Origin of the sequence: Streptococcus sanguinis (genome assembly GCF_019929225.1) — a bacterium.
Lineage (GTDB): Bacteria > Bacillota > Bacilli > Lactobacillales > Streptococcaceae > Streptococcus > Streptococcus sanguinis_J.
The window spans coordinates 140,641-162,373 of record NZ_JAHZPA010000003.1 but is presented as its reverse complement, the minus strand read 5'-3'; the positions used below and the strand labels follow the sequence as shown (position 1 = coordinate 162,373).

General features: G+C 40.4%; 17 protein-coding genes and 2 pseudogenes. 6 read left to right on the top strand and 13 right to left on the bottom strand.

Going from position 1 to position 21,733, the window contains the following annotated elements; translation table 11 throughout:
- Positions 1-12: 12 nt before the first annotated feature.
- Positions 13-1,047 (bottom strand): NAD(P)H-dependent amine dehydrogenase family protein, encoded by a 1,035-nt coding sequence (locus K1I80_RS07025; RefSeq protein WP_223313825.1) that lies wholly within the window; start codon positions 1,045-1,047, stop codon positions 13-15.
- Between the two features lie 86 nt (positions 1,048-1,133).
- On the opposite strand from K1I80_RS07025, the gene K1I80_RS07020 reads away from it, so the two are divergent.
- Complete coding sequence (locus K1I80_RS07020) at positions 1,134-1,970, top strand: MerR family transcriptional regulator (RefSeq protein ID WP_223313824.1); 837 nt, start codon at positions 1,134-1,136, stop codon at positions 1,968-1,970.
- Positions 1,971-2,120: 150 nt separating this feature from the next.
- Here K1I80_RS07020 and K1I80_RS07015 read toward each other — a convergent pair whose 3' ends face one another.
- The 8 genes from K1I80_RS07015 to K1I80_RS06980 form a co-directional block, all read right to left on the bottom strand.
- Positions 2,121-6,338, bottom strand: a complete 4,218-nt coding sequence (locus tag K1I80_RS07015) for a GH32 C-terminal domain-containing protein (RefSeq protein ID WP_223313823.1) — start codon at positions 6,336-6,338, stop codon at positions 2,121-2,123.
- Between the two features lie 278 nt (positions 6,339-6,616).
- Complete coding sequence (locus tag K1I80_RS07010) at positions 6,617-7,555, bottom strand: ATP-grasp domain-containing protein (protein WP_223324166.1); 939 nt, start codon at positions 7,553-7,555, stop codon at positions 6,617-6,619.
- Positions 7,556-7,569: 14 nt separating this feature from the next.
- On the bottom strand, positions 7,570-8,820 hold the full coding sequence (locus K1I80_RS07005) for a dicarboxylate/amino acid:cation symporter (protein ID WP_223313821.1): 1,251 nt from the start codon (positions 8,818-8,820) through the stop codon (positions 7,570-7,572).
- Positions 8,821-9,004: 184 nt separating this feature from the next.
- The gene (locus K1I80_RS07000) at positions 9,005-9,334 is read right to left on the bottom strand and encodes a hypothetical protein (protein ID WP_002908723.1); all 330 of its coding nucleotides are present in this window, start codon (positions 9,332-9,334) and stop codon (positions 9,005-9,007) included.
- Positions 9,335-9,349: 15 nt separating this feature from the next.
- Positions 9,350-9,631, bottom strand: a complete 282-nt coding sequence (locus tag K1I80_RS06995; protein WP_002908722.1) for a hypothetical protein — start codon at positions 9,629-9,631, stop codon at positions 9,350-9,352.
- A 38-nt stretch (positions 9,632-9,669) separates the two neighbouring features.
- A complete protein-coding gene (locus tag K1I80_RS06990) occupies positions 9,670-11,403 on the bottom strand; it encodes a hypothetical protein (RefSeq protein WP_002908721.1) in 1,734 nt (577 codons plus the stop codon).
- Positions 11,387-11,839 (bottom strand): hypothetical protein, encoded by a 453-nt coding sequence (locus K1I80_RS06985; protein ID WP_223313820.1) that lies wholly within the window; start codon positions 11,837-11,839, stop codon positions 11,387-11,389. Before K1I80_RS06985 ends, K1I80_RS06990 begins: the two co-directional genes overlap by 17 nt.
- A gap of 47 nt (positions 11,840-11,886) precedes the next feature.
- Entirely contained in the window at positions 11,887-12,330 is a 444-nt protein-coding gene (locus tag K1I80_RS06980) for a hypothetical protein (RefSeq protein ID WP_125342557.1), read from the bottom strand.
- A gap of 462 nt (positions 12,331-12,792) precedes the next feature.
- Between K1I80_RS06980 and K1I80_RS06975 the strand changes: the two genes are divergently transcribed.
- Positions 12,793-13,029: a hypothetical protein gene (locus tag K1I80_RS06975; protein ID WP_002908717.1), complete on the top strand. Its 237-nt coding sequence runs from the start codon at positions 12,793-12,795 to the stop codon at positions 13,027-13,029.
- On the top strand, positions 13,019-14,155 hold the full coding sequence (locus K1I80_RS06970; protein ID WP_061595308.1) for a YcjF family protein: 1,137 nt from the start codon (positions 13,019-13,021) through the stop codon (positions 14,153-14,155). Before K1I80_RS06975 ends, K1I80_RS06970 begins: the two co-directional genes overlap by 11 nt.
- Positions 14,156-14,295: 140 nt before the next feature.
- Here the strand turns inward: K1I80_RS06970 and K1I80_RS06965 are convergent, their stop codons facing one another.
- On the bottom strand, positions 14,296-14,808 hold the full coding sequence (locus K1I80_RS06965; protein ID WP_223313867.1) for a GNAT family N-acetyltransferase: 513 nt from the start codon (positions 14,806-14,808) through the stop codon (positions 14,296-14,298).
- Between the two features lie 143 nt (positions 14,809-14,951).
- Between K1I80_RS06965 and K1I80_RS06960 the strand changes: the two are divergent.
- Positions 14,952-15,143: pseudogene (locus K1I80_RS06960) on the top strand (site-specific integrase); the annotation flags it as partial.
- Between the two features lie 707 nt (positions 15,144-15,850).
- Here K1I80_RS06960 and K1I80_RS06955 read toward each other — a convergent pair.
- The 3 genes and pseudogenes from K1I80_RS06955 to K1I80_RS06945 form a co-directional block, all read right to left on the bottom strand.
- Positions 15,851-16,123: pseudogene (locus tag K1I80_RS06955) on the bottom strand (hypothetical protein); the annotation flags it as partial.
- 686 nt (positions 16,124-16,809) lie between these two features.
- Positions 16,810-17,490, bottom strand: a complete 681-nt coding sequence (locus tag K1I80_RS06950; RefSeq protein WP_223313819.1) for a response regulator — start codon at positions 17,488-17,490, stop codon at positions 16,810-16,812.
- Positions 17,491-17,500: 10 nt separating this feature from the next.
- Positions 17,501-19,012, bottom strand: a complete 1,512-nt coding sequence (locus K1I80_RS06945) for a Spo0B domain-containing protein (protein WP_223313818.1) — start codon at positions 19,010-19,012, stop codon at positions 17,501-17,503.
- A 163-nt stretch (positions 19,013-19,175) separates the two neighbouring features.
- Here K1I80_RS06945 and K1I80_RS06940 point away from each other — a divergent pair, with 163 nt between their 5' ends.
- Positions 19,176-20,495 (top strand): 2-hydroxycarboxylate transporter family protein, encoded by a 1,320-nt coding sequence (locus K1I80_RS06940; protein ID WP_223313866.1) that lies wholly within the window; start codon positions 19,176-19,178, stop codon positions 20,493-20,495.
- Between the two features lie 29 nt (positions 20,496-20,524).
- Positions 20,525-21,688, top strand: coding sequence for an NAD(P)-dependent malic enzyme (locus tag K1I80_RS06935; RefSeq protein ID WP_223313817.1), 1,164 nt, complete (start codon positions 20,525-20,527; stop codon positions 21,686-21,688).
- Positions 21,689-21,733 lie beyond the last annotated feature (45 nt).

The window sequence follows — 21,733 nt, the reverse complement described above, 5'->3', positions numbered from 1 at the left end:
TTATAAGCTCTGCTATTTTTCCACATAGGTATGAAGCGGATAGGTCGGATAGGCCAACTCACGCGCCAACTCTGAAGTCACATAACCTGCCGGTGCGTCTAACACAGAAGGGATTCGATTGACGATAGTGGCACAGGTCAAGGCTACGGTATCAGGCTTGCTGACTGAGAAGACTAGATTTGGCTCGCCAGTAATTTCCCAATCACACATATCTCCGTCATTTTCACGATAGACCTTACCAATACACTCTACTTCCAACTCAATTCCCTGATGGGTATGAATGGTTGTCACAGCTGACATACCTGTTACTTGCCCCGCCGGAACTGTACGTCCCAGCGTTTCAGAATAAACATCTTCATCCAAAATGTAAGGAACGCTCTTTTGTGAAATATCCTGAATGGTCCAGTTCATCTTAGAGCAAATAGCTTCAGCAGCATTCCACATATAGGACGGCAGACTCTCAGCACTAGCAATTTCCTTTTCAAATCGCTCTGAATCGTAACCAGCACCATGCGCTTCTGCCAAAGCCAGACCATAATCTTCCACATTATAGCTGACAATCCCTTTCACCTTTTGAATGCGATTAAGGCCAGACATAGCCAAGCAAGGCATATTAATCCAGTAAATATCCTGCATGCCTGAGCCCATTACAGTGACACCATATTCTTTGGCCAGCTTGTCCAAGCGGTTTGTTTCGGATGGCGACGTCGTCCAAGGGTAGATGGCTTCCTCACAGGTCGTGATGATATTAACTCCATGCTGGATAGCTGTTTCAAAAAAATCATACATTTCCGGCATATAGGAAGCAATAGTGACAATGGCAATGTCAGCGTCACACTCTTTAAAGACACGTTCGGCATTATCAGAAATCAGAACACCAGTCTTATAGCCTAGCTCTGCAAAATCACCAACATCCTGTCCTACTACAGCAGGATTGTTATCAATAGCTCCGACAATTTCTACACCGTGATCCAGTAGGTACTTGAAAATCACTTTAGACATCTTGCCGCAGCCATACTGAACAGCACGAATTTTTGTATTTCTCATGGCAAATCCTCCATTAATTGTTATTATTTTCACAATTATAGTATAATATCTCTAGTAACTAGAGAGTCAATAGAGGGTTTTAAAAAATGAAAAAAATTTTGCGTATCGGAGAGTTTTCCCAAATAAATCAGATTTCCATCCAAACTCTAAGATTCTATGACCAAATCGGTCTTTTAAAACCCTATAAAGTCGATCCAGAAACCAACTATCGCTACTACCACATCAATCAATCTTCTCTGGTTGACTCCATTCAGTACTTGCGTCAACTGAATTTTTCTCTAGAAGACATAAAAGAAATCCTATCTGACAAAGACCATTTTCAACTGCACCAGCTTATCGAGGAGCGCTATCAGCGTCTTCTAGAGGAAAAAGAGAATTTAGAAAAACAAATCCAAGAAATCGAAATCTTTCGGTCTGGTGCCCGTATCTATTGCGAAAAGCAGAGCGAGCAAGAACTGGAAATTCTAACTTTTCCTGAACGGCAGCTGCTTACTTTTGAAATTGATCAAAACATTTATCAAATGAAAAGTGAGGAATACGAACTTGCTCTCCGCTGCTTCAAGCAAGAAATCCTGCGTTACAGTCCTTTTTTCACCCATTTCAGTCGTGTTGGTTCCATTATGAAACAAGAAGATTTCCAAAAAGAAAGATGGATTTCCAAACAACTCTGTCTCTTCCATCATACTCCCAATGAACTCCCTCACTTAAATCGAATATTGCTGCCGGCAGGAAATTATGCAGTCGCTTACTGCCCTTCCTTTGCAGATGAACTTAAAGCTCTGCCGCATTTTTATCAGGCTCTGACCCAAGCTGGATATACTCCTGTGGGCGATTATATCTGCGAGGTCATTCATGAACAGCCACAACTCCAGGAGCAGCACCGCGATATGTTCATCCGGATGCAAGTTCGGATAGAGGATTAAGAAAGGAGGAAAGAGGATGTAGCGAAATTTCTTACCAAATACTGGAGCATGCTCAGCTAGAAACGAATCATTTCGCAAGCCATAATTATATCAAAAAAGGACGGGAAAACACCCATCCTTTTTATGTGCCAATAACCATTGCTTAGCATCTTAGTCTCCTTGTTTCTTCCTTCCAGCTAGAAGACCCATTCCCAGAAAAGCTAAACCAGCCAGAGGTAGAAACTTATCTTCTTGAGTGCCAGTCTTAGGCAGAGCTGAATCGGGAGCTGGCTGCAATCTTGGCGTCGGAATAACTTTTCCTTCCTCACCTTGCTTCAGAGCTTGAGGCTGGGTCCTTGTCAAAGGCTGTTTAGCACTTTCAGCCACCACCTTGCTACCAACTTCTACTAGTTCGTCAACTGCTAGAGAGAGCACTTCCTGACCGAGGATGGTTCGCTGACCCTTCAAGACTTCTACAAAGACTCGCTTTTGACCCTTTTGGCCAGTTACAAGTATCCGCCGCTGCCCTTGTTCCAGTTCTGGATTTTCCTGTTCTCGAGTCTGATATGCAATTTCTTCCATTACGACTTCTAAGAACGGCTTTTCTTCCACTAGGTCCTTTATCCCTTCTTCCGGAGTGACCTGATGACTTGGTTTCACAGCCAGAGCAGCAAGTGCTGCCTTCAGATCTTGCTCTGCTTTATCTAAATCCGCCTGCTCCGCTTTTTCCTCTGCCAAGAGAGACTGAGCTTGAGCCAAGGCTGCCTGGTAAGCCTGAACTGTCTCATCTGTGTAGAGGCTTGGATCTAGACTAGCCGTACTGTCTACCACTTTCTGCAGAGAAGCCTTATTAACTGCTGGCGCATGAAGATTGGTCACAAAGAAATTGCGCGCTTCCAAGTCCCCATCCCAGAGTCCCAGACCGACGTAGGCATCATTATAATAAGGCTCAACCGTATCAAATTGGTGGTTCAAGTATTCTACACCGTCCACAGATACACTGACACCATTTTTAGTTTTCACTAGCTTAACATGGTGGAACTGGCCGTCATTAAGATGCTTGCCATTCATGCTACTTTCTGCAATCGTCTCTCCCATAAAGCGGTAAAGTCGAATCTTATCATTATCGCCAAATTGAATAGAATAAGCATTGCGAGGATCAACATTTTCAGACGCATAGAAAATGTTAATCAAGCCTTTTTGATACTTGAGATCCACATCCAAGTTATACTCAGGGAAAGGAATCTTCTGACCTCCCATATAATAATCATTGGCGCTGGTATTCTGATTATAGAGGCTTTCACCGTCGACATACCACTTACCGGAAACAGCTTTTAGATATGGAACATTGGTCTTAAAGTCATTGCGGCTGATATTGATGGTGAAGACCTTGGAAAGGCTTGGGTTTTCCTTAGAGGTCGCCGTTACCTTGACCACACCCCTTTGCAGAGCAGTCACTCGCAGCTTATTGCCATCTTCCGCGACAGAGACCAGATCTGGCTGATCCACACTCCAGCTGACCGCTTGAGAGACACTTGCTGGCATGACATATGCTTTCAAATCCAAAGTATCGCCGACATAAATATTATTTGTTACAGGAGAAGCCTGCACTAGTTCCAGTGGTTTGGTCACTGCCTGCTTGTCTTTCCAGATGCCCTTCAGCGGATAAAGAGCAATGTCAGCCTTAACTGCACCACCTTCTACAAACACACTAGCGGCAAGACTATTTGGCGCAGGGAATATCTGATTGGCACCTGCCACAGTATATCCTTTGGCAAAGACTTCTAGGCTGGAACGATCTATGTAGAGATGCAGATCTATGCTGCCATCCGCATTGCGTTTGACGGACTGACTATCCACCTGAGCAAATTTATTACTGAGAAGAATGCCGGACCGGCTGCGGTCAATAGAGAGAGTTTCCTTTTCTAAATCATAGGTAACTCTAGTCACTTCTCCATCTCCAACCCGCAGGTTAAAACCGACTTTCTTGGTCGTTTCACTCGGACGGAAAGTAGAGACAATTTCATACTGATCACCGGAAAAATCTTTCAACAGCCCATTCTTCTCACTAACTTCCACGTCTTTATACAACACAGCCTTGTCTTCCTGACGCAGAGTCTGATAAGCTGCAATTGGTGTCTGAGTCAGCCGATAGCTGCCGTCTTGCTTGATAAGGCCTAGTTTGAGGTTAAGATTGAAGGTACCGTTAAACTTCTGACCGACGGTATCGGCTACCAGATTGCAGTAGTCTTCCCAGGTATTCATCCAGTTAGACTCAATAATGTCGGGCAGGGTTGGATTAGCCTTGCTGCCAAAGTCCTGAACGTAGTAAGTCATGGCCGCATAAGAATCTTTACCAAAGTTCATGACCTGATCAGCCTGAGCAAACTCAGCATCTGGGACGAAGGTCCACTTGCCCTCCACCTGTCTAAAATCACCGACCTTATAGGAACGCCCGCCACGAGACAGGATCCATTTTAGGCTACCATCATCTGCCAGTAGAGGATAGAGATCTGGGCACTCCGTATGGAGATCCGCATAAGTTGACTCGACCTTCCAATGACGCAGATTATCAGACGAATAAATTCTCAGCGGTCCGCCTGCAACGACCATAAACCATTTACCCTCCCAACGGAAGACCTTGGGGTCACGGAAATCCTGAGATTGCAGTGGATCATCCGTCCAGTCAGCTGCAATTTGATCAAGCTTCGTCCAAGTCCGACCCTCATCCTTACTGTAGGCTAACTTGATGCGCTGACCGTTTCCATCGGCAGTAATCAGTGCGACTAAACCGCCCTGGTCATTGTCGAATAAACCAGAGGAATTGGTAGTATCTGCTACGATAGAGCCTGAGAACATAGCCCCATTAGCATCCGGATAAAAGGCAATCGGCTGTTCTTCCCAATGAATCAAATCCTTGCTGATCGCATGGCCCCAGTGCATAGGCCCCCACTTGGTATCGTCATAAAACTGATAGAAGAAATGATAGACTCCCTTGTAATAAACCAGCCCGTTGGGATCATTGGCCCAACCGTCCTTGACCGAATAGTGATACTGACCGCGATAGAGCTCATTGTAGTATACCTCATCTGCCTGCCGACGATGGACATTGAGCCGGTAAGTCAGGCTGACCTCCTGCCCATCCGCATCCGTCACAGTGCTGGTTACAGTCAGATAGTTTGCCCCCACTGCCAGCGGAATATTCTTCAAATCACTATAAACCCTACCTGCAGCATCAGTCACGCTTACCTTGGCAGCAGGATTTTTCGCTACGACAATCAAGTCTACAGTCTCAGCATCATGCTTGACATACTGGATAGTGATAGGGGCAGTGAACTGACCTTTCTGCTCCACTCTCCCAACCGAAGAAGTCACCCTTATATCCTCCAACTCGGGATTAGACTGAGGAGTGATTTCTTTATAAAAGGTATTTTGAAAAAGCAGCTCGCTATTCCAGTTAAGTAAGCCAAAATAGCCTTCTGACAGATAAGTATTCTGCCCCTTATCATCTCTCTGAAGCGTGTAATCTCCTGAGCTGGCCACTAGAATATCATTGACATAGTAGGATACCCAAGAGCCGATAGAAACGACCTTGAGTCTATATTTATTATCATCCGTTGGCTCGATATGTTTTTCATTGATAAATTGATAGTCACGTCCGCCTTGCCAACGCCAAAATTTCACATTGTTACTGCCACCATCAATATTAACTGCATAGCTGCTCTTGTCATCCGGATTATTATTACTGCGGAAAATGAGGGCTGCTGCCCCTTCCTTACTGAGAAAAGTTACATCCGTCGAGTAAACAAAATCCTTGCCCTGACTTTGAGAGTAAAGGAAACTATCACCTTTGCCTCTGGCATCACTATAAAGTCCTTGTTCCCGGACTTCCCAAACTCCATTTTTGTCTCCCTTGGCTTCTGCCAAATTAGTATTGAAGCCTGACTGCTTATCTACAGTCTCTGCGGCAGGGAGTTTTTCCGAAGCAACTTCCTTCGCTGCTGTCTGTTCGTTTTCTTCCTGTTTGGTCTCTTTAGCGTTTGCTGTGATTTGATTTTCCTTATCAGCCTTTTGATTGGCTGACTCCACTGCTGTATCCTGAGCACCTGCTTCCGTCGCAACAGTCTCTCCAGCTACAGAGTTTTCTGTCTTATCGGCATTCCTTGTAGGAGCAGCTATTTGTCCGCTCTCAGGCTCCGAGACAGCTGATGAATCAGCCTGCAAGACCTGAGTAGGGGCTGGATTAGCCTTACCCTCATCCGCATAAACCACTCCGCCGCCATCTAACAAGAAAGCTCCAAAAGCAAGCAAGGCGCACCCAAACACCCAACGCTTGCCGCTTTTTCTCATAAACCAATTTTTACACGCTTTTTCCTGATGATTTTTCATGACACACCTCAATATTCTAAAAATAAAGTCAGACTCCTCACAACCAAATCACTGCTACATAACGCACTCCTTTCAACTTTTCTTGTTCAAAATGAACACCTCGTTTAGCACCTAACTCCTTTATAAAAAAGAAGCAATCTCAATAATCTAAATATAACAAATTTTTGTAAGCGCTTCACCTAACGTTTGTCACAAAAACAAAATGACAGATGTCATATTTTGGAAACGAAGTAAAAACAAAAAGCCTCCAAAACGGAAAGCTTTTGTTTGTTTTAAATTTATTTTGGATAGGATGCTGCCAGCTCGTTCTTTAGATATTCTGCCAAGTGCTGATGAGCAAAAATTCCTGCTTTTTCTTCTGCTGTCGGATTATAGTTGGTATTGGTGTTCACATCATAGACATAAATCTGACCTGCCTCCGACTCTACCCACTCAATAGCTGCCACATCAATACCAGCCTGAGCTAGAAATGTCTCGTAAGCCCGCCTTTGACTAGCAGACAGCGGCTCCGTAATTTGAAACTTATCCGATGTTTCCAACTGAGCAGGCTTTTGCCCAATCTGACACCCATCTGCCGGACAAAGCTGAAAGCCTTCTGATGAATCAATGGACACCGTATAAAGAAACTTCTGGTTGATGAATTCCGAACGACGAATGCGACCATCCGCAGGCTTGATATAGGCCTGAAGCAGAGTGATCCCATCCACAGAAGGCTCAAAAGCAGGACTGTCTACATAGGCTTCTAACTCTTCCTCACTATTGAAGAGCTGCACTCCCAAACCTTTCCCAGCCCGATTATGCTTGGTAATCAGGGGATAAATATCAAGCTTTCTAGCCGCTTCAAGAATATTCTCCTGTCCCAAAACGGCTACCGTTTCTGGATAAGCAATTCCAACCTCAGAAAGCTTCAAATACTGTTTAATCTTACTAATTTCTAGATTGATAGCCCCGCTGCCGTTGATGAGCTTGCGACCGTGAGCTTCCAGCCAAGCTAGAACTTGCTTTGTAAATTCCGGTGCATAGCGGTGTCCACGCGTATGAGAAGAAGCAGACATCCGATTGTAGAAAATTCCTGTTGGGGGCGAACTCTGCAAATCTAAGATCCCACTTGACAAATCCCACAGTTCATAGGGCACATCTTTTTCCTCCAGCCACTTGACCAAGTGCTGCGTCCACTCCAAATTTTCATGAATAACATATACTTTTGCTTGACTCATAAGTCTCCTCTCCATTATGAATACCGAACAGCCAGCTTGCTGCTTTTCGATTCTTCCACTACATGACCTTCTGTTTTTTCAACAACACTAACAGCCAAGACCTGACCTAGAACATTGAGAGCAGTACGGCCGGCATTGACAAAGAAATCAACCGCAAAAATCAAGGCAACGCCTTCCACCGGTAGGCCTAGCTGAGGCGCAGCTGCCAGCAAGACAACAATCGCTCCAGAAGGCACCGTCGCAGCTGTTTTACCAATCAAAGTCAAAAGCAAAACAGTAAAGAAAAGTCCTGATACAGAAAAAGCAATCCCATAAGCATGGGCAATAAAAATAGTTGCTACAGAGAAATAAACAGCAGCCCCTTCAAGATTAAAAGTGTAACCCAAAGGCACAACCAAATCTATGACATGCTCATCATAGCCCTGCTTCTTTAAATCTTTCAACAGCGGCGGCAGGACAACACTGGAACTGCCAGAGACAAAAGCCAAAGTCAAAAGACTCCAAATCCGTTGCAAGCTTGTTAGATAAGGAATTCTGAAAGTAAGAGCAATCAAAGGAAAAATCACTAAAGCTAGAACCCCATAAGCCAGATAAGTCCCTGCTACAAATTGCCCCAAACCGGCCAACTTGTCAACTCCTGTCGTAGCCACATCCTTAGCAATAAAACCAAAAATACCAATCGGAGACAGCTTCACAATCACACCGACAATTTTATAAATAGCCTCAATCCAAATCTGCAGCAGCTCAACAGCTTTCTGAGTCTTTTCTTCCTTGAGACTTCCAAGCCCAAATCCTAAAAATATAGCAAAAACAATAATAGGAAGCAGAGCTCCTTCCGAAAGCGACTTGACAATATTAGAGGGAATGAAGCTAAGCAAGAACTCATCCAGCTGAATACTTTTGGCAATCCCGTCAATGCTGGCTCCCGCCTGACCGATATTGACTCCCTGACCAAAGCCTAGATAATAAGCTGCAAAGACAAAAATAAAGGTAATCGCCGTCGTGACCGCAAAGAAATAGAGCAGACTCTTTGACAAGAGCTTCCCAAAAGATTTCTTACCAATCACACCAGCCACAGCTACGACCACAACCGGAAAGACCAGTGGAATAATCACCATATTAATCAAACTGATAAAAGCTTGACCCAAAAACTGGTAAAAAGCCGAAAACTGCGGCCAGATAAGAGCAACAAGAACCCCCAAAATTAAAGCAATCAAGAGTTGCAAGCCCAGATAAACCTTTGACCATAAAGAAACTAACTTCATTCCAAACTCCTTTAGTCTATTTTGATAGCTATTTTACTATGATTGCCCCTTTCTGGCTAATATATATTTTCTATGAAAGTAATAGAAGAATTTTATAGGTGAGCTAAATAACGTAAAAAAGCCATCCAAGAAATAACTCCTGAATGTCTATAAACATTTAATCTCCTAAAACTCCAATACTTGCTTAGTTATTTTGCTTTTTAGCTTTTTTCTTATAGAGAGCATCTAATTGCTCCTCATAATCCCAACGAAGTTTTGAGCGTTCCTCACCGATATCATCGATTTGCTCAAGAACATCTTTTCGAAACAACTCTGCATTAGTATCCATTTGAAAAATATCGGGATACGCCTCCACAGGCAGTTCTCCGTTTGCTATTTGATAAACTTCATCTTTTAATTGCTCTGTCGTATGAAGGACATAAGACAAATTGTCTTCTAAATATTCCTCTTTTTTCTTTAATTCCCTCATCTTTTTATCAAACTGTTCATCCAGTCTATAAATTTCTGCATTCATCTTTATCACCTAAAACTAACTTTTGATTGGACTTGTTAATTCTGGTTTTGGCATTTGCGATAGATAGTCTTTAGCTGCATTTGCTGCTTGACCTTCTAGCCCATCCGTGATATTCGTATTATATGTATTTTTAGCATAATCTTGCAGTTCTTGTGCTTTGGTATTTAATGTTTGTTGAAGCGCCTCTCTCTTGGCCTTGGCAGCTGCTACAGAGGCTATAACAGCCGCTTTTATAGCTACTCTTTGTTGATTCTTCAATATTTCTATTACAATATTTTCACTTGTTTTCTCTGCCATAATTATCCTTTGCTTTTATCATTTAAACTTCAGTACAATCAAGAGAAGGCTGCAAAAATATCTGCAGCACCTTGAGCATCTACTTGCTCAAGATTTTGTGCACACTGAATCATACTTTGAGAGAAATTAGTTATCTTAGTTTCAAATTCTTTTAAATGAGTGATATTTAATTCGTTAATCCCTGAATCCCACAAGTTTTCAAAGGACAGTTCTGACATTAGCCCCTCTATCTCCGAAGCAGACAACAAACTTCCTAGAGCCTCAATAGCACTTCTCTTAGAGTCGATAAATTCCTTAAGATTTGATTCGGCATCAGCTAAGGCAGTTTTCACTTCAGATATCTTTTGTTCAATATCTGAACCAGCCAATTCTACAGCAGTATACAATAGCTGACTCCTCAGCAAAATACGATCTTCGTAACTACCTGCACGCTTGATTCTCTCGTGTAAATTATTCGGATTCTTAAGATCGAGATTCTCTCGATCCCATTCCAAAGACTCCTTCTTTGCATCCTTGATGATTTTTGCATATTCCTTTTCATAATTTTCATATGTGTCTATGAGCTTATCTCTGTTATTAAAAATATTCCGTACTTCTTCCCAGCTCAACCCCAATTTATCTTTTATCTCAATTATACTTTTTTTAATCCCTAATAGACTTCCCTCTTTCATACTATCTAGTAGTTGTCCCGCTAATCTATTAAACTCCTCTGGACTCATAGTTACTAATTTTTCAATCACTTTTTCTGGAACATATCTTTTTATATTTTCAATGCTCTTTTTGTTTAAGTCCGCAAGTTTATGACCTGCTTTCCACAACTCAGGGTGATAGTCTTCAGAAACCTCCAAGAGATTTCCCTTACTATCTATCTGATAAGCGCCCAAGTCATGGGAGGAGTGTTTATCCATCATACTTGTATATTCGATCGGAACTACCACTCTGACATCACCAAATTGCTGATCCCAAGGTTTATCACGATTGAGCATACTAACAGGATCAAAAGGGTTAACATAATAAGTTGTTTTAGCATCTAATTGTGGGATTTTATCGCCATAACCTGCTTTTTCTAGACTCTTAGTAGGATCCGGACCATCAAAAAGAACAATATGGCCAACCTTACTCAACTCTTCCTCATTAAGTCCTGCAACTCCCTGTATCGAAGTCATCGTCCCCAACGAATGAGCCGTTATATCCATCTTGGCATCTGGTGCTGCATATTGGTTTAGTTCAGCTATTTTTGCCTTCATGCCTTCAGTAGCATGCTTGGCTTGAGGAATAATCGCGTCTGTCAAAGCAAAGGCCGCATCATTGTATACCCAATCTTGAAAGTTGAAATCGCTAGGGTTGTATGTCCGCAAGTATTCAACCCAGTTCTTTTGTGCCTCATCTATATCAATTCCGAAACCATCACTCCCACGAACGGCAAAATAGGTCTGTTTGGTATTTTGGTTAATCGTATCTGTATCAGTGACATAGTAGGCATTGTAGCCTGTCTTTTTGTCTTCAAGCAGTCCTTCATTGTCAGGTTGAAGATAAACCTTCCCTTGGTTGGGGAGGTCAGTGCCACCACCTTGGGTAACTTGGCCTTTTTTATCTTTGGCATCTTTAGAGAAGTCAAATACTAAAGACTTACCAGAATTAAGTATTTTTTGTTCTTCAGGAAGTAATTGTTCAAAACTAAATCCATTCGGTCTATCTCTATAGGCTGATTCCGCTAACGAAGCGTATATATTATCAAAACTTTTTAAATTCCAATTAGGCAAAAAGATCACCTCTTATTCTTAATTGATTACTAAGGAACATCTCATCCATATTTAATGTTCCATCATCATTTATTGGAATTAATATTCCCCAACTTGAACTGTCAGCATTATTGAAGCCTCCATAAATTTGCAACATTTCCCCCCCACCTTGAGGAGTACCATTACTCGCTTCACTCCATCTAACCCCATCCCAATCAATCTGAACTGATTCAATTTTTGGACTTTGGGCTTTCACAAAATCGATTATTTCCTGCTCATGTTCTTTGAGATAGGCGAGTTGTTTTTGTTTGATAGCTTCCTTGTCATCTGCAATATCCTTTTTTGAAGAAGCAACTTTCTTATCTTGCTTATTACTTTCTTTTTGAGTCATGGCACATCCTCCCAGACTTACGAGCGCCACTATTGATGTAATTGTTGCAATTATGATTTTCGTTCGTTTCTTCATAGCTCCTCCTTAGTATGCTTTATTAATTATCAGAATCTAAATTCTAATTAATCAATCATCCTACCTCCTATCGTAGGTTCGTGAATCATATACATCCCCCCCATATCAATTGACTTATCATCATTAATTGGGATATCCACTCCCCAACCCGATTCTTCAATATTATTGATTCGCCCAAAAATATTAATATAATACTCGGGATTTGTAAGCCCACCATCACTCCATTGAGTTTCTCCCCAATCAATCTGAACTGATTCGACTTTTGGACTTTGAGCTTTTACCAAATCTATAATTTCTTGCTCATGTTCTTTGAGGTAAGCGAGCTGTTTTTGCTTGATGGCTTCTTTATCATCTTTAATATCCTTTTTTGAAGAAGCAACTTTCTGATTTCGCTTATTACTTTCTTTTTGAGTCATAGCACATCCTCCTAGGCTTACGAGCGCCACTATTGATGCAATTGTTGCAATTATAATTTTCGTTCGTTTCTTCATAACGTCTCCTTAAATTTTTTGATACCACACTAATTTTCTAAAACAGCTGGTAACATCCATACTAATTTTTCAGTCACTCAAAACTCAATATTACACATCTAGTGTACTATATAAATTTTTAAAAATCTATAAATTACTAAATCTTAGCATGCTATTTACTTAGACTTATTTTACAAATCATAGCCACACGTCTATGGACCACACACGCAAGGCAGGTGGTTTATTTTTCTTGTACCTTGGAGAGTGAGACAAGCTGAAAACCACATAACTACTTTTCTATCTTCAATATCTTTGCCACCTCTTCATTACAACTAATAGATCTCTGCTAACATTACTTCAATTTCTATCGAAGAATTTGTTCTAAAATCTTTAAAACAAAGAGATAACCAAAATCATTAAATTGACTCTTTTAATTTCTTATATGATATAATTATTTAAAATATCATATTAGTGAGAAATATTATGTCAAAGACAAAAGGTAACAAAAAAAGAAGTTCTTCTAAAGTAAAATATATCTTAGGAAATGGAGTTTTAATTTTAGCTTCTACAGTGATTCTGCCTAAAGTTTTGAAAAAAACAACAAATTATTTATATAAAAAGCAAGTAAAAATAACTAATCATCGAAAAGTAACTTTTGATTGCAAGGACAAATTGGTTAAAAAATCTGAATATAAAAAGGTAGAAGATCATGCAAATTAATACTGACAATATTGCGCAACAATGTCTCAATGCGATTAATGATAGAATTCATAATTTAAAAAGATTAAACATCATTGTAATTGGGAAATCAGGTGTTGGCAAAAGCACACTAATCAACAGTTTGTTTAGAGGTAATTTTGCTGATACTGGATTGGGTCGACCAGTAACTCAAGAAATTCGCAAAATTGAAAAAAACGGATATCCTTTGGCAATCTACGATACACCCGGCTTTGAATTGTCATATGCCCAACAGGAGAGTGTCAAAGATGAAGTGATCAAATTAATTAACAACGGTTACTCTTCTAATGATATCAATGAGGTAATTCACTGCATTTGGTATTGTATTAATGTCGGTTCAAACCGTACTTTCGATAGTTCGGAAGTGGAATGGCTAAGAGAGTTTTCTGAGAAGAATAAAACGTCTAAGGTACCAATCATTGTTGTCCTTACTCAATCTGTACCTAAGAAGAAAGCATTAGAAATGAAAGCTCATGTTGAGCAGGAAAACTTAGACGTCTGTAAAGTTGTGCCAATTTTAGCTCAAGATATGGATTTTGATGAGGAATATGTCGCTAAAGCTTTTGGATTAGATACTTTGATTGATGTAATGTCTGAGGTATTGCCAACTGAACTACAAGATACTCTCCAAAATATCCAAAAAGTATCTCTGGAATCTAAAAAAAAACATGCTAGGGCAGTCATTGCGACTGCAGTAGCAGCAAGTTTTGGCGAAGGTTTCGCTCCGGTTCCATTCGCAGATGCATTCATGCTTGTTCCAACCCAGATAAGCATGATTACTGGCATTACTGTAATATTTGGCCTTGATATAAATAAAACGTTTCTAACCGCCTTTGTATCCTCCACTTTAGGGTCTGGGGGAGCAACATTCCTCGGAAAAACAATTGTCTCCAATATACTCAAATTTATCCCAGGAGTAGGAACAGCAGTTGGAGGAACGATTTCTGGAACCACTGCTGGATTAATTACAACTGCTTTGGGCGAGGCTTACCTGTTTTTAATGGAACAAATATTTAAAGGAGAAATAAGCAAAGAAGCACTAGGTACTCCTGCCGGACAAAAACAAATGACAAAACTTTTTAGAGAACAATTATCTAAAAAAAGATAATACACCAAGATTCTGAATCTTGGTGTATTTTTAGGTTAAATTGCTTTTTACATCAAAAAAGACATCCAAGAGAAAATTCTTGAATGTTAGTAAAGTTTGATAACTCCATTGATTCTACCAGTAAACTGGGAATGATAATACTATAGATTCCTTATCTCAAATACTGCTGTATGCACCCACTCATTATTCATTTGTAAGTCATTTTCTATGATCCTAATAAAAGTGAAACCATTTTTTAAAAGCACTCTCTTAGAGGCCAGATTATCCGTTGCTGTTCCCGCAATGATTCTATTTAAACCATAAGTACTAAATGCCCTGTCTAAAACGAGTTTAACCGCTTCGCTTGCATAGCCTAAATTAGTATATTTTTCTCCAATCCTATATCCAAGTTCTGCTGTTTTTCTATCACTCCCTAAAACACTTAAATTGATCCTTCCGACCATAGCGCCTTGCGAATCTCTAATAAGATGCATGTAGGCGTCATGATTTTCTTGTTCCGTTAACAATTCCCTTGTAATTTCCTTAAAACTTTCTGGAGCAAAATAGTTACCTGGTCTAGGAGGTAAATTTCGCTCAAAATACTCCCGATTTTCTTTTTCAAAAAAATAGACATCTATACTATTTTCTTCAGACATCAGCTCTAAACTTATCATTTCAAACCATCTCTCATCATTATCTACATTCAAATTTTCTCATGTTTACACAAAGTGAAATTTGCAGTATCTAAACCAATACTTTTTTTCATATCGTTTCTACATTATAACACAAAAGACTATTTACAAAATAATATCCAGGGTTAAAAAAAGCTTCACTTCATAAACTACATCATACCGGAGTAACACTAGCTAAGCAAGCAAGGACATCATTGCAAGCAATTTCAGAGGCTCTTACGCATAGTGATACGATTACGACTAAGACTTATGTTAACACTTCAAATGTAATCCCAATGACTGTTGGAGAGATTGCTTATCGTTCCTTAAATAAATAATGGTGTGAAAAGTGGTGTGAATTTTGCTAAAAATCATCCAAAAAACACCCCATGGTGTGAACCATGAAGTGTTTCGAAACGTTGGTATAATCGTATTGATTAACGTTTTGAGAATTGTGATGCTTTACGAGCTTTCTTAAGACCTGGTTGGGGCACCACTTATTTCATCTAATTTCAAAGTGCTTTAAAATTAACGTTTTCATAACTTTTCAAAAAATAAAATTTTAACTAATTTCAATCAGTTTCATTAAAATAAGGTAAACTTTCATAAAAAATAAGCGAAAATCGAACCAGAATATCAAAAATTTACCTTATTTAGTTTTTACAGAAGTTAAGTAGGGGTTCAATACGAATCAATACATAAGAAAAACGCTGATTTAAAGCGTTTTTTCTTTTTGCCAAATGCGATATATTGCACTGTATTTCAATCCAAACTCTACCTTTTTCTCTACCTTTTTTCTTAAGACCTGGTTGGATACATTTATATTTGAATAAGTTCCAAAATTCCCTTTAAATCAGCGTTTCCCCGCTTTTTTTAGAAAACTAATTTCATCTAATTTGAATAAGTTTCAGTTAAATGGTGTGAATTTTACCCTAAAAATACACGAATTGAGCTAGAATTTACTAAAAAGTTCACACCATTTAAATTGTTATTATTCTGCTAGATTGTTTATAGAAATAGAAACTTTTATTATATTTTAACCATTCTATCCGAAATGATTATCTACTAATTCCTGAATCCTACCTTCTTTAGCAGCAGGAATAGTATCTTCTAGAACAAAGTTCTTTCTACTGATATCTTGAGAGAGATTTCCAAAGATAAAATTAGTCGAGATGTTATAGATAATCTCTGAAGGTGCAAATCCATAAACTTGATTTTCCAGGATATGTTTTAAGCGTTCCTCAGAATTTGGAAAAGCATCTTTTAAATCTTTGCTATTATATAGTCGCTTAACAAGTTCAGCAATATAGAGACCAGAGAATAGTTATGTGTAAAGAAAAAGTTATTGAGAGCAACCTTATCTTATTGCTGTGGTTTTCTCTGGATATGACAGGACTTGATTTTGGCGAGACTTATCTTGTTAGTCGGTCGTAGCGGGAAGATGGGCTTTTCTTTCTCATCTATTTTATCTGTATTTGCCTTTTTATCTTTCAAGAAAGAGTGGGCAAGTACTTCTTGACAATCTGGCTTAGTCTCTGGTTGCTCCTGCAACTTTGGATTCACTTGCTCCCTATGCTCCTTGGTGGTGGTCAAGAATTGAAGGCTTATTTTACTCATTCCCTGCAGTGGATACGTTCGGAAACACATTATATTCCAGATGTCTACCATACAGTTTTGATTTTCTTGATTCTACTTGCTCTTTCTACAACCCTAGTTTATCTGAGGCGAAAGAAAACTGAAAATACAGCCTGAACTTTCCTTCGTCTGTTAAAAAAGCGAGACAGGACACTCACAGAACTCTACACGCTGCAACAGTCACGCTATATGGGATCTTAAATCCTTTAAACGGGGCAGCTAAAAAGTTACTATAGGTTTTTTTAAAACTTTCCGAGTTTTACTTGACACATACAGCTTTTTGAAGAAAACCACTCGATGCCAGTTAAGAAAACTGACATCGAGTGGTTTTTTTGCGGAATGTGTATATATTTGTCTAATTGATTCAAGCTATTGAATAGCCTTACGATAGGCTTTGAAGGGGCGCCCGACTTTCGTATAAATTTGTTCACTTATCAGCTCCCCCTGTTCTTCCATGTAGGCGACGTATTTTCGGACAGACACATGGGAGAATCGACTAGCATCAGCCAATTCTTGAATGGTAAAAGGTTGCTTTAGACGAGAGATTGCTTGAAGGATATGTTGGTAAGTGGCTTCTGACAAACCTTTTTCATCCAATTCTTGATGGCTAGCAGGGTTGGCAACGGAAAATTTATGATGGTAGTGGTCAATGGTTTCTTGTCCCACGGTAGCTTCATCAAAGGCCTTATGGTGTTGTAAAAATCTCTGGATTGCTACTTCAAAACGGTCAAACGTAAAGGGCTTGATGAGGTAGTCAATCACTCCAAGGTGAAAACTAGATTTGACTATTTGAGCCTCACTAGCAGCAGTTATGGCAATAACCTCTGCATTAATATGATTGGCTCGTAACTCCTCGAGCAGGATCAGACCATTGCCATCCTTGATATGGATATCTAGCAGGATGAGGTCAATCGGATATTTTTCAAGAAAGTGATGTGCTTCAATCTGACTGTTGGTAGAGTAAATTTCACGAAAAATAGCCACTTTTTCTAAGTAGTTACGGTGAATAAATTCCACCATTGGATCATCTTCGATAATTAAAACGTTCATTTCCGTCTCCTTAATAGGCAATGCGTGTAGAAATAACAATCGTATCTTCTTGCGTATTAAACTCATACTCTCCATCTGCATCTGCAAGTAGTTGCTGAAAATAGGGTTCTTGAAGAGAAGCTAGAAAATTATCGCTCAAAAATGTTGGAGCAGAAAATCGATATTCTGTCTGCAACAGTTTATCCTGATAAGACAACTGTATTTGGATGGTCTCTGGCAATGTAAAATGGAGCAATGAGGTGTTGATATACCGATGAATAAAAATGTAGTGATGAAGCTGATCTGCCATCTGTGGCAGGCCGACTTCTTCTCGTATTTCAAACTGCAGTTGGGTGTGTTTTTCAGAAAACTTTTCTTTTTCTCCAATAAGAAAACTAGCCAGCTGGGGGTCTTTGATCAACATGGATAGACTGGTCAAAAATTCATTCTGTGGCTCCAAGAGCTCCTTTAAATAGACTTTAAGCTCATCATAATATGCAATGTCAACGAGACCATAGATAACATGCAATTGATTCATAAAAGAGTGGGTCTGGGCTTGCAAGGCGGAGGCGTATGTGGTGGTATAAGCCAGTTGTTCCATCTGCAATAGGGTCTCTGTTGCGTTGCGCATAAAGACAACATAGCCACGATTTTGATTTTGCACAACTATTGGAGATATAGACAAGAGATAATCCTGGTTTCTGAATGAAACAATTTGTTCGTTCTGGGTTGCAAAATGCTTCTCATTGAGCATAGGAAGGAGATCATCCAAGCGTTCCCCAATTAACTTTTTATTATCAGAATAAGCTCCTAATAAACGGGTGGCAGCCGGATTGTGACGCTGGATATAGTGTTGTTGGTCAAGGACAAAGACAGCGGCATGAGTCTGCTCCAACATGGCATTGCGCTCTTCAAGATTTTGAAAAATCTCATTTGGCTCTAGATTATGGAGCCGTTTTTTAAGAAAATAGGAAATGCTACTGGTTACCAGTAAACTAAGGAGAATGCTAATGACCAATGCACGTGTATACTGTTGGATATTCTGCTGAGAAATATCGCTTAATGTCGTCAATTTCAACCCAACAGCAACGGCACCTATCTGCTGCTTATCATCATAGACAGGAACAATGTAGCGTAGGGATTCCCCTAAGCTTCCTTCAGCGACAGAAAGGATTTCCTGCCCATTGAAGACGGCTTTTTCGTCTCCTCCTTGAAAGGATTTTCCAATTTTTGAAGGATTCGGATGAGTTAATCGCGTCCCAGATAAGTCCATCACTACAATATAATCCAGATGAGAATCCTCAGCCAATGCAAGGGTGTAGTCCTGCACCTGTTGATCTGATTCGTCCTGCTTTAGCATAGCGATAATCTGCTGATTCTTGGCAATCATCCGAGCAGCTGTTTTTAAAAAGCGCTCTTCCTGAGTGCGAATAATCTGATAGGATTCATGGGTTGTTTCATAGTAAAAGATAGATAGTATCAGGGTTAACACCCCGATTAAAAACAAGGAAAGAAAGGCCCAAAGGGATAATTTTTTCTTCATAGAGTGCCTCCGATTTTAGTATACCACATATTTTTTTAGAGAATCTAGCTTAAATTAATTAAATAAATTGAAATACTTCAATTAATTAAATAATCTTCACAGAACAACAGACTTCTTTTATACTAAAACCAAGAACTAAAAAGGAGGTACTTTCATGGCTAACATGAAAGCAAAACAGCAGCCAAACTTGACTGCAACAAAACAATCCATTTCAGATATTAAGGTCGGCTCCGTTCCCTTGCCGGTATACCTTTGTCTGTCAGCTCTTATCTTAGCAGCAGGTCTTTTACAGCAGCTACCTGTCAATATGCTAGGAGGATTCGCAGTAATCCTTACCATGGGTTGGTTGCTCGGGACAATAGGAGCTAATATTCCTGGCTTGAAAAATTTTGGTGGCCCAGCGATTCTCTCGCTTTTGGTGCCTTCAATTCTCGTCTTTTTCAATTTGATTAACCCCAATATTTTGGAAGCTACGAATGTATTGATGAAACAAGCGAATTTTCTGTATTTCTATATTGCTTGTTTGGTCTCTGGTAGTATCCTTGGGATGAACCGTAAAATGCTCATTCAGGGTCTTTTTCGTATGATTATTCCGATGCTTCTAGGAATGATTTGTGCTATGGCAGTTGGAACCCTTGTTGGTGTCCTTCTGGGGCTGGATTGGCAACATACCCTCTTCTACATTGTAACCCCAGTCCTTGCTGGAGGAATTGGTGAAGGGATCCTTCCGCTTTCCATTGGCTATAGTGCTATTACGGGTGTATCGAGTGAACAATTGGTTGCTCAGCTGATTCCGGCTACTATCATCGGAAACTTCTTTGCCATTCTTTGTACAGCTCTCCTCAGCCGACTTGGTGAGAAAAAGCCTGAACTGTCAGGACAGGGTCAGTTGGTTAAGGTTAGCGACAAGGAAGATTTATCAGATATTTTAGAAGATAAGTCTGGTCCGCTTGATGTCAAAATGATGGGAGCAGGGGTCTTAACCGCATGTACCCTTTTTATCTCAGGCCACCTCATGCAGCACCTGACTGGATTCCCAGGACCAGTCCTTATGATTGTCATTGCAGCCTTGATGAAGTATGTCAATGTCATCCCACAAGAAACACAAAACGGTGCAAAGCAACTCTATAAATTTATTTCAGGAAACTTTACCTTCCCGCTTATGGCAGGACTTGGCTTGCTCTATATTCCTTTGAAGGATGTAGTAGCCACCTTAAGCTTACCGTACTTTATTGTGGTCATCAGTGTTGTCTTTACTGTCATTTCAGTAGGTTTCTTTGTCTCCCGTTTCTTGAACATGCATCCTGTCGAAGCTGGTATTATTTCAGCTTGTCAAAGTGGCATGGGAGGGACAGGAGATGTTGCCATCCTGAGTACAGCAAATCGGATGAACTTGATGCCATTTGCCCAAGTTGCTACTCGACTAGGTGGGGCAATTACAGTCATTATCATGACCGCTATCTTACGAATGATTTTTAAATAAGAATAAAATAATAAAAAGGAGTTATCAAAATGGTAGAAAATGTAGGTCAATTGGCCATTGAACAAGCAAAAGCGAATGGCGGAAAACTAGAAGTTGTCTCAAAAGTTGCGGTTGATAATCGCCATGATCTGAGTATTGCCTATACACCCGGTGTTGCTTCCGTATCTTCTGCAATCGCAGAAAATGCAGATTTAGCTTATACACTGACTACAAAGAAAAATACAGTGGCTGTAGTCAGCGACGGGACAGCTGTATTGGGCTTGGGTGATATCGGTCCAGCTGCAGCCATGCCTGTTATGGAGGGAAAAGCTGCGCTCTTTAAACGATTTGCGGATGTTGATGCAGTGCCGATTGTTTTGGATACAAAAGATCCAGAAGAGATTATTCGTATAGTCAAAGCAATGGCGCCTACCTTTGGTGGGGTAAACTTGGAAGATATTTCTGCACCACGTTGTTTTGAAATTGAGCAGCGACTCATTGAAGAATGCGACATTCCAATTTTCCATGATGATCAGCATGGAACAGCAATCGTTGTTTTGGCTGCCCTCTTCAACAGCCTGAAGCTAGCTCAAAAAGAGTTGGACAAGGCAAAAATTGTAGTGAATGGTGGCGGTTCAGCCGGCTTATCTATCACTCGCAAACTCTTAGCTGCAGGCGCTACAGATGTGACAGTTGTCGATCGCTTTGGTATCATCAGCGAAGAAGACCATGACAAGCTAGCTCCACATCACCAAGATATTGCCAAGGTGACCAATCGACGCTTAGCTAGTGGCAGCTTGGCAGATGCTTTAGTGGGAGCAGATGTCTTTATCGGTGTTTCTGCCCCAGGCGCCCTCCATCCTGAGTGGATTGCCAAGATGAATGACAAGCCCATTATTTTTGCTATGGCGAATCCAACTCCTGAGATTTTCCCTGATGAGGCTCTGGCCGCAGGTGCCTATATTGTCGGGACAGGACGAAGCGATTTTCCGAATCAAATCAATAATGTATTAGCCTTTCCTGGTATCTTCCGTGGTGCTTTAGATGCGCGTGCGAAGAAGATTACAGTAGAAATGCAGATTGCCGCTGCCAAAGGTATAGCCAGCCTCATTCCTGATTCAGAATTAAGTCCTACCAATGTCATTCCAGACCCATTCCAAGAAGGTGTCGCAAAAGTCGTCGCAAAGAGTGTCAGCGATGCTGTTAAAGCCTAAAAGAATCCTATCCCTTGTCCAATTCCTGACAAGGGATTTTTTAAG

Excerpts from the sequence above, each read along its gene's own strand:
- K1I80_RS07025 (WP_223313825.1), bottom strand. The coding sequence starts at position 1,047 with ATGAGAAATACAAAAATTCGTGCTGTTCAGTATGGCTGCGGCAAGATG.
- K1I80_RS07020 (WP_223313824.1), top strand. The coding sequence starts at position 1,134 with ATGAAAAAAATTTTGCGTATCGGAGAGTTTTCCCAAATAAATCAGATT.
- K1I80_RS07015 (WP_223313823.1), bottom strand. The coding sequence starts at position 6,338 with ATGAAAAATCATCAGGAAAAAGCGTGTAAAAATTGGTTTATGAGAAAA.
- K1I80_RS07010 (WP_223324166.1), bottom strand. The coding sequence starts at position 7,555 with ATGAGTCAAGCAAAAGTATATGTTATTCATGAAAATTTGGAGTGGACG.
- K1I80_RS07005 (WP_223313821.1), bottom strand. The coding sequence starts at position 8,820 with ATGAAGTTAGTTTCTTTATGGTCAAAGGTTTATCTGGGCTTGCAACTC.
- K1I80_RS07000 (WP_002908723.1), bottom strand. The coding sequence starts at position 9,334 with ATGAATGCAGAAATTTATAGACTGGATGAACAGTTTGATAAAAAGATG.
- K1I80_RS06995 (WP_002908722.1), bottom strand. The coding sequence starts at position 9,631 with ATGGCAGAGAAAACAAGTGAAAATATTGTAATAGAAATATTGAAGAAT.
- K1I80_RS06985 (WP_223313820.1), bottom strand. The coding sequence starts at position 11,839 with ATGAAGAAACGAACGAAAATCATAATTGCAACAATTACATCAATAGTG.
- K1I80_RS06980 (WP_125342557.1), bottom strand. The coding sequence starts at position 12,330 with ATGAAGAAACGAACGAAAATTATAATTGCAACAATTGCATCAATAGTG.
- K1I80_RS06975 (WP_002908717.1), top strand. The coding sequence starts at position 12,793 with ATGTCAAAGACAAAAGGTAACAAAAAAAGAAGTTCTTCTAAAGTAAAA.
- K1I80_RS06970 (WP_061595308.1), top strand. The coding sequence starts at position 13,019 with ATGCAAATTAATACTGACAATATTGCGCAACAATGTCTCAATGCGATT.
- K1I80_RS06965 (WP_223313867.1), bottom strand. The coding sequence starts at position 14,808 with ATGATAAGTTTAGAGCTGATGTCTGAAGAAAATAGTATAGATGTCTAT.
- K1I80_RS06950 (WP_223313819.1), bottom strand. The coding sequence starts at position 17,490 with ATGAACGTTTTAATTATCGAAGATGATCCAATGGTGGAATTTATTCAC.
- K1I80_RS06945 (WP_223313818.1), bottom strand. The coding sequence starts at position 19,012 with ATGAAGAAAAAATTATCCCTTTGGGCCTTTCTTTCCTTGTTTTTAATC.
- K1I80_RS06940 (WP_223313866.1), top strand. The coding sequence starts at position 19,176 with ATGAAAGCAAAACAGCAGCCAAACTTGACTGCAACAAAACAATCCATT.
- K1I80_RS06935 (WP_223313817.1), top strand. The coding sequence starts at position 20,525 with ATGGTAGAAAATGTAGGTCAATTGGCCATTGAACAAGCAAAAGCGAAT.